This is a genomic window from Vibrio sp. J1-1, from assembly GCF_021728395.1.
Taxonomy (GTDB): domain Bacteria; phylum Pseudomonadota; class Gammaproteobacteria; order Enterobacterales; family Vibrionaceae; genus Vibrio.
In genome coordinates this window covers 68,078-79,884 of record NZ_JAKKCM010000017.1, presented here as the reverse complement: position 1 = coordinate 79,884, position 11,807 = coordinate 68,078, and the positions used below count along the sequence as shown (strand labels likewise).

The window sequence follows — 11,807 nt, the reverse complement described above, 5'->3', positions numbered from 1 at the left end:
TACGTTTTTTTCGAATTTTCTATCATTCGAGTAAAATGCCATCAAAAGCTCTCAAAAGAGCACGTTATTTCTACAGTTCTTTAAACTTATCCGCAAAAAGAGTCACTTTTTCCCAGTTGGTGTATTCCACTTCTTTAGAAGTATCGGTCTCTCCACCGGTCATCGACATGATGAACTTAATCATCATTTTGTCGAACCATCCGTAGCGCGGATAATAAAGCGCACCCGCAAACACACCTATCAACTCTGGTTTCCAAGGTGATTTCATCAAGAACTTACGAATATACGCACTGCCTTCTGGCGTATCTTTACCTTGGTCTTCTTTGCGCGCCGTTAAGTTCACGCAGAAGAAGGCAACCTTATGCTTTTCCAATTGCGTAAGATGGCGTTCTATAAATTGGTACAACTTCTTATTCAAATGCCCATAACGAATAGAAGCACCAACCAACACTTTGTCATAAGGTTCGAAGTCAATAGTGTCTACATTATGTAGATCCACTAAATCACAATCGAAGTCCGTTAGCTTCTCATCTATATAGTGGAAGATTTTTTTTGTTTGCCCTTCGCGAGAAGAGTATAAGAACAATGCTTTTGCCACAATATCCCCTTAGCTACGCCAAAACGTTGGCGTGAGTAGAATAAGTAAGGTAAAGATTTCTAGACGACCAAACAACATAGAGACAATCAGAACCCACTTTGCTTTGTCATTCACATCACCAAAATGCAGCGCCACTTCCCCAAGACCTGGGCCAAGGTTATTCAAGGTGGCGGCGACGGCAGAGAATGCACTCAGTTCATCCATTCCAGTCGCGATCAGTCCTAACATACACACAACGAACACCAACGCATACGCTGAGAAGAACCCCCAAACGGCATCGACAACTCGTTGTGGTAGCGCGCTACCACCGACTTTAATGGTGTAAACCGCACGAGGGTGCACCAGACGTTTCAGCTCACGAGCACCTTGTAAGGTAAGCAGCAAAATACGAATTACTTTCATACCACCACCTGTCGAGCCAGCACATCCACCAATAAAAGATGAAAACAACAACAGTACGGGTAAGAACAATGGCCAATCCGCAAAGCCAGTTGTGGTAAAACCAGCCGTCGTTGAGATAGAGACTGTTTGGAAAAGCGCTTGGTCGAAAGCATCGTACGTCGACGTGTATGAGTGGTGCTTCAGTAGTAATAAGAAGCAAACAACAAATAGTATCACCTGTATAAAGATGAATGCGCGAAACTCGGGATCTTTCCAGTAGTATTTAGGATGTACCCCACCGGACGAGAATGCTGCAAAGTGCAAAGTATAGTTACATGCTGATATCAAGAGAAATACGACGGTGATAAGGTTGATGGCGTAACTGTCGAAATACCCCATGCTCGCGTCATGAGTTGAGAACCCGCCAATCGCGATGGTAGAGAAACTATGGCTGATGGCATCAAACGGTGTCATCCCAGCCAACCAAAATGCTGTCGCACATGCAATCGTCAGGCTTAAGTAGATATACCAAAGCGCTTTGGCTGTTTCGGCAATTCTTGGGGTCATTTTGGTGTCTTTTACCGGCCCCGGGATTTCAGCACGATACAACTGCATACCACCGATACCTAGCACAGGCAAAATAGCCACCGCCAATACGATGATCCCCATCCCACCAAACCACTGGAGTAACTGGCGATAGAACAAGATCGCTTTAGGTAACTCATCTAGGCCAACAATGACAGTTGCACCAGTCGTCGTCAAAGCAGAAAATGACTCAAAAAAGGCGTCAGTTACCGATACATTCGGGTTATCAGCGATCAAAAACGGAATGGACCCCGCACTGCCTAGTACCGTCCAGAATAAGACCACTATAAGGAATCCGTCACGCGCTTTTAGCTCATGCTTATGCCTACGGTTCGGAAACCAGCAAACTGCCCCGCAAAACAGCAGAACAAAAAAGGTCGTGACAAAAGGCACACCAGCGCCATCTCGGTAAGTCAGCGCGACGAGTGCAGGTGCGAGCATTGTGACACTAAAAAGCGCGAGCAATAGCCCGACGATACGAATAATTGAACGAAATTGCATGGATTGATTGACTAGCGAAGCTGTCCCTGTCGCTTAATATTTTTCATTATTTTCCGTCTAGTGGGGTAACAATTGCCTTAGCCCCACTTTTATTAATGATAGCTTGGGTAAATCCGCTCACTTCACGAAGCTCAATTTCTACCACCAGCACGACCTGATCGCTGTACTCAGCATCAACTTCAACCGCCCCAAACTGAGGCATAATAGACTGTGCGATAGGCATAAACCCATAGTCTAACGCTAGTCTGAGCTTTGTGGTTATTTTTTTCTCAATAGTTTGAAGCTGCTTGAGTGCTTGTTGTACACCGCCACCATAAGCCTTCACCAAGCCTCCCGTCCCTAATTTGATACCGCCAGAGTAACGGGTCACAACTGCCGTAATTTCCCCAACCCCTGAACCAGAGAGCTGCGCGAGAATAGGTTTACCTGCCGTTCCAGATGGTTCGCCGTCATCGCTAAAGCCCCATTTCATCGAGTCTTCCGGCCTTCCAGCGACAAATCCCCAGCAATTATGTCTCGCATCCGCGTGCTTTGTTTTTACTTGCTCCACAAATGCTTTCGCAGCATCAACACTTGGCGTATGGGCAAGATAAGTAATAAACACACTCTTTTTGATCTCTTCTTCAAATTGAGCTGGTTGTGCAGGAATCAAATAAGGCTGGTCATTCATAGGATTAGGTCGCTTGTCTCTTTGCCTGAAGTCTACCATGAGTGTGATTTACAAGTCGCATAAGATCTGGCCCAGCGCACAATGTTAAACACTTGTTTGAAAAATGTATTGAAATTAAACATCCCACGATCAAAACTAACATCAATGGTCAAACCAGAATTAGAATAAAACACTTCCTCGCTACCTATTTATCCGAGGCTATTTATACGAGGAAGGGCACCATTTAAATAGGTATACAGACAATCCCAGATTGTATGTCATGGAGATAGACAATGATTTACCAAGCCGAAACCCTACAGGTAAAGGAAATACAGGATGGTATTGCAGAGCTGAGTTTCTGCTCGCCAAAATCCGTAAATAAACTCGATTTAGCGACGCTTGAGTCACTAGACAAAGCCCTTGATGCACTTATCGCACACCAAGATCTGAAAGGCTTAATGCTGACTTCAGATAAAGATACGTTCATTGTAGGTGCAGACATTACTGAATTCTTAGGCCTGTTCGCTAAGACTGATGCCGAGCTGGATCAATGGCTACAGTTCGCCAACAGCATCTTCAACAAACTTGAAGACCTTCCAGTACCAACCATCTCCGTCATCAAGGGCCATGCTCTAGGTGGTGGTTGTGAGTGTGTATTGGCCACAGACATGCGCATCGGTGACAAAACCACCAGCATCGGTCTGCCAGAAACGAAACTTGGCATCATGCCAGGCTTTGGGGGTTGTGTACGTCTACCTCGTGTTATCGGTGCTGATAACGCGATGGAAATCATTACACAAGGTAAAGCGCTCCGTGCTGATGAAGCACTAAAACTTGGCCTGTTAGATGCCGTTGTCGATTCAGACTCTCTACATGCATCCGCTCTGCAAACACTGACATCAGCAATCAACGAAAAACTTGATTGGCAAGCTCGCCGCAAACAAAAGACATCACCACTAACGCTAAGCAAGCTAGAGTCGATGATGAGCTTCACTATGGCAAAAGGCCTAGTGGCACAAAAAGCGGGCCCGCACTATCCAGCACCAATGACATCAGTCCTTACTATTGAAGAAGGTGCTCAACTTGCACGTAATGAAGCACTTGCTGTAGAACGTAAGCACTTTGTTAAGCTGGCAAAATCAGAAGAAGCGAAATCACTGGTCGGTCTGTTCCTTAATGATCAGTACATTAAAGGCATCGCTAAAAAAGCGGCAAAATCAGCAAACATAGACACTAAGCGTGCAGCGGTTCTAGGTGCAGGTATCATGGGTGGCGGTATCGCTTACCAATCTGCGCTAAAAGGTGTGCCTGTACTAATGAAAGACATCGCTCAGGCATCTCTTGACTTAGGCATGAACGAAGCGTCGAAGCTGCTGAATAAACGTCTTGCGACGGGTCGTCTCGATGGCTTTAAGATGGCGGGCATCCTCGCGTCTATTACTCCAAGCTTACACTACGCTGGTATCGAAAACTCAGATGTGATTGTCGAAGCAGTTGTTGAAAACCCGAAAGTAAAAGCAGCCGTACTTAGCGAAGTCGAGCAAAACGTTGGCGAAGATACGGTTATCACGTCGAACACATCGACCATTCCAATCAACGTACTGGCTCAATCACTACAACGCCCAGAAAACTTCTGTGGTATGCACTTCTTTAACCCTGTGCATCGCATGCCGTTGGTTGAGATCATCCGCGGCGAGAAAACGTCTGATGAAACCATCAACCGTGTTGTGGCTTACGCAGCGAAAATGGGTAAATCACCAATCGTCGTCAATGACTGCCCTGGATTTTTCGTAAACCGTGTACTGTTCCCATACTTTGGTGGTTTCAGCATGCTACTTCGTGACGGCGCTGACTTCACGCAAATCGACAAAATCATGGAACGCAAGTTTGGTTGGCCAATGGGTCCAGCATACCTGCTTGACGTTGTAGGTATCGATACCGCTCACCACGCACAAGCCGTCATGGCTGAAGGCTTCCCAGAGCGTATGGGCAAACAAGGTCGTGATGCGATTGATGCATTATTCGAAGCCAATAAGTTTGGTCAGAAAAATGGCAGCGGTTTCTACAGCTACTCAGTTGATAAGAAAGGCAAACCGAAGAAGACCTTCTCTGAAGAGATCTTGCCACTACTGGCAGACGTATGTGCAGATAAACGTGACTTCGACGAGCAAACCATCATCCAACGTATGATGATTCCGATGATCAACGAAGTGGTACTGTGTCTACAGGAAGGCATTATCGCGACGCCACAAGAAGCGGATATGGCTCTGGTTTACGGCCTAGGCTTCCCTCCATTCCGCGGCGGTGTATTCCGCTACCTAGACAGTGTTGGTATTGCTGAATACATCGAAACAGCAAAACAACACGCTGAATTAGGCGCGATGTACCAAGTACCGCAAATGCTGATTGATATGGCAGCCAAGGGAGAGACCTTCTACGGCGCACAACAGCAAGGTTCTATCTAAGGAGGGATTCCCAAAATGACTAATCAAACAAGAAATGTTGTCGTAGTAGATTGTCTACGTACCCCAATGGGTCGCTCTAAAGGTGGCGCTTTTCGTAATACTCGTGCTGAAGACCTTTCTGCACACCTGATGAAAGGCATTCTGGCGCGTAACCCACAAGTTAACCCAAGTGAGATCGAAGACATCTACTGGGGCTGTGTCCAACAAACGCTGGAACAAGGCTTTAACGTTGCCCGTAACGCAGCGCTGCTGGCTGGTCTACCAATTGAAATTGGTGCGGTTACCGTAAACCGTTTGTGTGGTTCATCTATGCAAGCACTTCATGATGGTACGCGCGCAATTATGACTGGCGATGCCGAGATCTGTCTGATTGGTGGTGTTGAACACATGGGTCACGTACCAATGAACCACGGTGTGGATTTCCACCCGGGCATGGCGAAGAACGTAGCAAAAGCTGCAGGTATGATGGGCTTAACGGCCGAAATGTTAGGCAAACTACACGGAATTAGCCGTGAGCAACAAGATGAGTTTGCCGCGCGCTCTCATGCTCGCGCTCATGCAGCGACGGTAGAAGGTCGCTTTAAGAACGAAATCTTACCTATCGAAGGTCACGCTGCAGACGGCACACTATTTACTCTGGATTACGATGAAGTTATCCGTCCAGAAACGTCAGTCGAAGGCCTATCTCAACTTCGTCCGGTATTCGATCCAGCAAATGGTACCGTAACGGCAGGTACGTCTTCTGCACTATCGGATGGCGCTTCAGCAATGCTGATTATGAGTGAAGAAAAAGCCAACGAGCTTGGCCTGAAGATTCGTGCGCGTATCAAGGGTATGGCGGTTGCAGGCTGCGATCCTTCAATCATGGGTTATGGTCCGGTACCAGCAACACAGAAAGCACTAAAACGTGCAGGGCTGTCTATCGAAGATATGGACGTAGTCGAGCTAAACGAAGCGTTCGCGGCACAATCGCTACCATGTGCTAAAGATCTAGGTCTACTTGATGTGATGGACGAAAAAGTAAACCTGAATGGCGGCGCAATCGCTCTGGGTCACCCACTAGGCTGTTCTGGTTCTCGTATCTCTACGACGCTGATCAACCTAATGGAAGCAAAAGACGCGAAGTACGGCCTTGCGACCATGTGTATCGGCCTTGGTCAGGGTATTGCGACTGTTTTTGAAAGACCTTAGGCATTTGAACAACATAGTGATCCACTCGGCATCCTGATGAAATGCACCGATGCTAAAGCCATTTAGTATTAGACTTAAGGGCGACATCCTAATGTCGCCCTTTTATTTTTTCAAAGTTGTCACTCGTAATAAATGCACACAACGCATAGATTAAATGATGAACTTTCATTTTATTCATAACCAAACAAGACATACACTTAGAGGCAGTTAATATCTTGCTGCTGTGGCACCTTAGTCACACTACCGCACACTCGGAGAACCTCATGTTTAATGCTCTAGTTCTAAACCAAGAAGACAAACGTACTATCGCCAACATCGAACAAATTGATGAAACCCAACTCCCAGAAGGTGACGTCCTGATTGACGTTGACTACTCTTCGTTAAACTACAAAGACGGTTTGGCGATTACGGGCAAAGGTAAAATCATCCGTAACTTCCCAATGGTTCCTGGTATTGACCTCGCTGGTACCGTGGTGAGCTCTGAAGATGGACGCTACCAGGCTGGCGACAAAGTGGTACTGACAGGCTGGGGCGTGGGTGAAAATCACTGGGGTGGCATGGCGCAACGTGCTCGCCTGAAAGCCGATTGGTTAGTACCGCTGCCAAAAGGCTTAGACAGCAAAAAAGCAATGATGGTTGGTACCGCTGGTTTTACCGCAATGCTGTGCGTTCAAGCGCTGCTTGATGCAGACATCAAACCAGAAGCAGGTGAAATCCTGGTCACTGGCGCAAGTGGTGGCGTGGGCTCAGTCGCAGTAGCATTGCTGGCTCAACTGGGTTACAAAGTCGCTGCCGTTACTGGTCGCGTAGAACAAAATGGCCCACTGTTAGAAAAACTGGGCGCGAGTCGCATCATCGACCGTGTTGAGTTTGAAGAGCCAGCTCGCCCGCTTGAGAAACAAATCTGGGCAGGTGCAGTAGATACGGTCGGCAGCAAAGTGCTGGCAAAAGTATTGGCACAAATGGATTACAACAGCGCAGTCGCGGCATGTGGCCTAGCGGGTGGTTTTGATCTACCAACAACAGTGATGCCATTTATCCTACGTAATGTACGCCTGCAAGGTGTCGACTCAGTAATGTGCCCAACAGAAAAACGTATCGCCGCATGGGAAAAGCTGGTTGATCTATTACCTGATAGCTACTTTGAGCAAGCTTGTACTGAAGTGGATTTGGCAGAAGCTCCAAAATACGCTGAAGACATCACCAACGGCCAAGTCACTGGGCGCGTAGTTATCAAGCTTTAAGATCTACAATCACAAATTAGACAGACTAAGAGCCGGCATTGCTGGCTCTTTTTGATCAGCCTAATCCCATATCTTCGATGCGCTTGGCAATCAACCGCCCGCACTCTTCTTTGACTATCCCTCTCAACCACTCCTGTGCAGGTGAATGCTCACAGCGCGCATGCCAGATCATCGAGTAGTCAAATGGGGTGAACTCAAACGGCAGAGGTTTCACCATCAGGTCATAACGCTCCGCCACCAAATACGCTAAGTCTGCCGGAACGGTGATAATGATCGGCAAGGTATCAACAATCGCCAGTGCCGCTTCCAGGTGGTAAGCACGCAGCACCATTTTACGCTGTGGTTTATCGATCAGAGCTTGCTCGATCAGCGCATTCACCCCATCACTAATGGCGATCATTGCATGCGGATGCCCCAAATAATCATCGATATTCATCTCTTTATCTGCCAGCGGGTGTCGTTTCGACAATAAACACAGCACACCAACCCGGCCTAGTACTTCACTACGCAGAGGGTCGATGGGGCCAGTTGGGCGACAAATAGCGAGATCGGCACCTTCATAGGTCAGCTGATCAGACAGTCTGTCGTGCTGCAAAGGCAAGAAGTTAAACGACACATTGGGTGCTTCCTGATAAATACGCGGCAAGGCAAAAGGCAATATGGTCTGCATGGCGTAGTCTGTTGTGGCGATAGTGAAGGTCTGGTCGCATTGCAGCGGATCGAATTCAATTGGCGAAAGCAATTGTCGCAGCGACTCCAGCGGCTCTCCCAGGGAACGATCAATTTCCAGCGCCTTTTGAGTGGGAATTAAATGCTGCCCCTGACGCGTAAAAAGAGGATCGCCTAATAAATCACGCAGTCGCCCTAGCACTCGACTCATCGCCGACTGGCTTAAATTCAGTCGAGTTGCCGCCTTACTAACACTGCTTTCTTCGATCAGAACACGCAATGCGACTAGTAAATTCAGATCTCGACGATAAATGTCTTCTAATTCCACAATGACCATATATTATGAATGCGTTTAGATAAATTGTACTCTTCAGGCAAAAAAAATCCCGCCTTTCAGCGGGGAAGCCCAAGAAAAAATGGGGATAGTGTCGGAATGAAGTGTTGGTAAAAAGAAGATGGCAAAATCGATGTATCTTGGTTGAGTTAAGCAATACTAATTTTCTTGCTCGGATGCATCTGACCATTTATGCATCTCAATCCAAATACCTAAAATCGTTGCAATCACGCCTACCAAAGGCATTAGTGAGGTTTCAGCTGGGGTTCTGAGCACCAACGCACAGAACGAAATAAAGCACAGCACAGAATATATCGTTAGTCTGTCTAAAGCTGTCAGCATCGCCTCTCCTTACTACTTGTTACCAGTTTGTTAATTTAAGGTAAAACAAAAATAACACTTTGCCAAGTGGTTATTGAATATTTTTTCCACGAACGTAAAATTCATCGCTAAGTTAGCTACGAGAATCACACTATGAGCTTTAATCCGGAACTGGCAACCAAGACGTTAGAAGCAGAGGGACTGCGCTGTCCAGAGCCAGTGATGATGGTCAGGAAGACAATTCGCAACATGCAAGATGGTGAAATTTTGCTGGTCAAAGCGGACGATCCATCGACGACTAGAGATATTCCGAGTTTCTGCCGATTTATGGATCATCAATTGATAGCGGCACAAACAGAGCAGTTGCCCTATCAATACCTGATAAAGAAAGGTTTGGAATAATCAAAAACGGCAGCCTATTAGGCTGCCGTTTACTTATTCGTCGTATTCTAATGTGCGTATTTCTGACTGTAGCTTATTGAGTTGTTTCTTCATCGCCCGCATTTCTTCATGCATCGGTATGATGTGCGCAACCCGAATCCATGCTTCTACCGTTAACCCGGTGAGTATGAAAGTTCCCGCTACAATCGGTAACCACATATCGGTTAGCACCAATGCCAACAAGCACAGCGCCAAACCAAAAGTGAATAAATAACTCTGACTCTTTGGGGTCATCCCCATGTAACGTGTAAGCATAAACTTGCCCTCTCGCTATCATTCACAGCACTAAACTATCATGACAAGTATGACACTAATATGCCACTCGTCACGTCTTGAACGAATTTATGCCAGAGTTTGAAATAAGCCACGAGTTCACTAGTTATTGATCATTCGCTCCATTTTCAACGACGTTTCGGGGCAAAGTAACGCTAAGCCGTTAGCTTTACCCACATTGGTCAAATTAGAAGAATGCCGCACCAATCGCCAATAAGACGAACAAAAAGGCGGTCACTTTACGAATAATATCCAATGGCATTTTATCCGCCGACAACTTACCGATCAGAACCACAGGCACATTCGCCAGTAACATACCTATCGTCGTACCTAAAACAACCCAACTCAAGGCATCGGCATACTGCGCGCCCAGAATTGAGGTTGCTATTTGAGTTTTGTCTCCAATCTCAGCAACAAAAAAGGCAATAAAACTGGCAATGAACGGGCCGCGGTTGGAGATCTCTTCATCGTCATCGAGTTTATCTGGAATCAGGATCCAAGCTCCCATGGCAACAAAACTGACCACCAGCACCCATTTTAAGACTTCAGGAGACAGATAATCGGCCACAACGACCCCTAACCATGCAGCTAAAGCGTGGTTAGCAATGGTAGCTAAAAAGATGGCTGCAATAATAGGAACCGGTTTACGGTATCGACTGGCAAGTAACAACGATAGCAATTGGGTCTTATCGCCAATTTCTGCTAACGCGACAGTAGTAATTGAAATAGCTAAAACGCTCACGACATGCTCTTTTGGGGCAGGGATTATTATATTCAACCATAGACAAACCTCACGCCCCACCCCGGTTCGTGATGATTTGTCTAAGGTCTTGCTAAACTCGAAAGGCTTCGAGTCTCGAGCGCCATGGTGATTTTGCACCAATTATGTTGACGAACGAACCGGATGAAATAGAAACTCCATCGGGTAAGCTACTCCCCAAAGACAGGCGCAATTCTAGCCAACCTTGTAGCGCATCTCAAGCACCAAATCAGACGAAAACTCCCTTTTAAGAAAAATACGGTAGATAACTCGGTAAAAATCCATTAAAGGAGAAAATTGCCCACGAATTAATCAAGATTAGCTCTACTCCCATGCTCAATATCTGGGTATACTAGATTGTTAATTTATTCAACCGTAATTACTCCTTATCGCCCTTGTTAGAGTTGTAAAACTCGGCATAGACGGCGAATTTGCGAGTAACAAGAGAATCGCGCGAACCTGACTTATGCAAAAATACGATATCAAAACCTTCCAGGGAATGATCCTCGCGCTGCAGGATTATTGGGCTCAAAATGGTTGTACGATTGTTCAACCACTCGATATGGAAGTTGGTGCGGGTACCTCTCACCCAATGACCTGTCTACGAGCAATTGGCCCAGAGCCAATGTCGACAGCTTATGTACAACCTTCACGTCGTCCTACTGATGGCCGTTATGGTGAAAACCCTAACCGTCTTCAGCACTACTACCAATTCCAAGTAGCGCTAAAACCATCGCCAGACAATATCCAAGAGTTGTACCTTGGTTCCCTTGAAGTTCTTGGTATTGACCCACTTGTACACGACATCCGTTTCGTAGAAGACAACTGGGAAAACCCAACACTAGGCGCATGGGGCTTAGGCTGGGAAGTATGGCTAAATGGTATGGAAGTGACACAGTTTACTTACTTCCAGCAAGTTGGAGGCCTTGAGTGTAAACCTGTTACTGGTGAAATCACTTACGGTATCGAGCGTCTTGCTATGTACATCCAAGAAGTAGATTCAGTTTACGACTTGGTTTGGAACATTGCGCCAGACGGCAATAAAGTCACTTATGGTGATATCTTCCACCAAAATGAAGTTGAGCAATCAACTTATAACTTCGAGCACGCTGACGTTGATTTCCTATTCGGCTTCTTTGAACAGTGTGAGAAAGAGTGTCAAGAGCTCGTTGCACTTGAAAAGCCTCTTCCACTTCCTGCTTACGAACGCATCCTGAAAGCTGGCCACGCGTTCAACCTGCTAGATGCACGCAAGGCGATCTCAGTAACTGAGCGTCAACGCTACATCCTACGCATCCGTAACCTGACTAAGTCAGTAGCAGAAGCATACTACGCATCACGTGAAGCGCTTGGCTTCCCAATGTGTAAAAAAGAAGATAACGCGTAAGGGGTCGA

Annotated in this window: 12 protein-coding genes; 5 read left to right on the top strand and 7 right to left on the bottom strand. The window is 46.5% G+C overall.

What is annotated here, in order from left to right:
• Window positions 1-70 precede the first annotated feature (70 nt).
• The 3 genes from hemG to L3V31_RS20185 are packed head-to-tail and all read right to left on the bottom strand — an operon-like array spanning window position 71 to window position 2,735.
• The gene (gene hemG / locus L3V31_RS20195; protein WP_237318760.1) at window positions 71-598 is read right to left on the bottom strand and encodes a menaquinone-dependent protoporphyrinogen IX dehydrogenase; all 528 of its coding nucleotides are present in this window, start codon (window positions 596-598) and stop codon (window positions 71-73) included.
• 9 nt (window positions 599-607) lie between these two features.
• A complete protein-coding gene (locus L3V31_RS20190) occupies window positions 608-2,065 on the bottom strand; it encodes a TrkH family potassium uptake protein (RefSeq protein ID WP_237318758.1) in 1,458 nt (485 codons plus the stop codon).
• 46 nt (window positions 2,066-2,111) lie between these two features.
• Complete coding sequence (locus L3V31_RS20185) at window positions 2,112-2,735, bottom strand: YigZ family protein (protein ID WP_237318756.1); 624 nt, start codon at window positions 2,733-2,735, stop codon at window positions 2,112-2,114.
• Between the two features lie 272 nt (window positions 2,736-3,007).
• Here L3V31_RS20185 and fadB point away from each other — a divergent pair, with 272 nt between their 5' ends.
• The 3 genes from fadB (at window position 3,008) to L3V31_RS20170 (ending at window position 7,614) form a co-directional block, all read left to right on the top strand.
• Window positions 3,008-5,179, top strand: a complete 2,172-nt coding sequence (gene fadB, locus L3V31_RS20180) for a fatty acid oxidation complex subunit alpha FadB (protein ID WP_237318754.1) — start codon at window positions 3,008-3,010, stop codon at window positions 5,177-5,179.
• A 15-nt stretch (window positions 5,180-5,194) separates the two neighbouring features.
• The gene (fadA, locus tag L3V31_RS20175) at window positions 5,195-6,370 is read left to right on the top strand and encodes an acetyl-CoA C-acyltransferase FadA (RefSeq protein ID WP_237318752.1); all 1,176 of its coding nucleotides are present in this window, start codon (window positions 5,195-5,197) and stop codon (window positions 6,368-6,370) included.
• Window positions 6,371-6,633: 263 nt separating this feature from the next.
• Window positions 6,634-7,614 carry an MDR family oxidoreductase gene (locus L3V31_RS20170; RefSeq protein ID WP_237318750.1) on the top strand — a complete coding sequence of 327 codons (981 nt, stop codon included), beginning with the start codon at window positions 6,634-6,636 and terminating at the stop codon, window positions 7,612-7,614.
• A 55-nt stretch (window positions 7,615-7,669) separates the two neighbouring features.
• On the opposite strand, the gene L3V31_RS20165 is transcribed toward L3V31_RS20170, so the two are convergent.
• Together L3V31_RS20165 and L3V31_RS20160 are read right to left on the bottom strand one after the other, a co-directional pair.
• Window positions 7,670-8,611, bottom strand: a complete 942-nt coding sequence (locus L3V31_RS20165; RefSeq protein ID WP_237318766.1) for a LysR family transcriptional regulator — start codon at window positions 8,609-8,611, stop codon at window positions 7,670-7,672.
• Window positions 8,612-8,776: 165 nt separating this feature from the next.
• Window positions 8,777-8,959 (bottom strand): hypothetical protein, encoded by a 183-nt coding sequence (locus tag L3V31_RS20160; protein ID WP_014230435.1) that lies wholly within the window; start codon window positions 8,957-8,959, stop codon window positions 8,777-8,779.
• A 132-nt stretch (window positions 8,960-9,091) separates the two neighbouring features.
• Here L3V31_RS20160 and tusA point away from each other — a divergent pair, with 132 nt between their 5' ends.
• Entirely contained in the window at window positions 9,092-9,340 is a 249-nt protein-coding gene (tusA, locus tag L3V31_RS20155; RefSeq protein ID WP_014230434.1) for a sulfurtransferase TusA, read from the top strand.
• A 33-nt stretch (window positions 9,341-9,373) separates the two neighbouring features.
• Here the strand turns inward: tusA and L3V31_RS20150 are convergent, their stop codons facing one another.
• Complete coding sequence (locus tag L3V31_RS20150) at window positions 9,374-9,634, bottom strand: hypothetical protein (RefSeq protein WP_014230433.1); 261 nt, start codon at window positions 9,632-9,634, stop codon at window positions 9,374-9,376.
• 205 nt (window positions 9,635-9,839) lie between these two features.
• Window positions 9,840-10,394: a TMEM165/GDT1 family protein gene (locus tag L3V31_RS20145; RefSeq protein ID WP_237318748.1), complete on the bottom strand. Its 555-nt coding sequence runs from the start codon at window positions 10,392-10,394 to the stop codon at window positions 9,840-9,842.
• A gap of 484 nt (window positions 10,395-10,878) precedes the next feature.
• Here L3V31_RS20145 and glyQ point away from each other — a divergent pair, with 484 nt between their 5' ends.
• Complete coding sequence (gene glyQ, locus L3V31_RS20140) at window positions 10,879-11,799, top strand: glycine--tRNA ligase subunit alpha (RefSeq protein ID WP_237318747.1); 921 nt, start codon at window positions 10,879-10,881, stop codon at window positions 11,797-11,799.
• The last annotated feature ends 8 nt before the right edge of the window (window positions 11,800-11,807 follow it).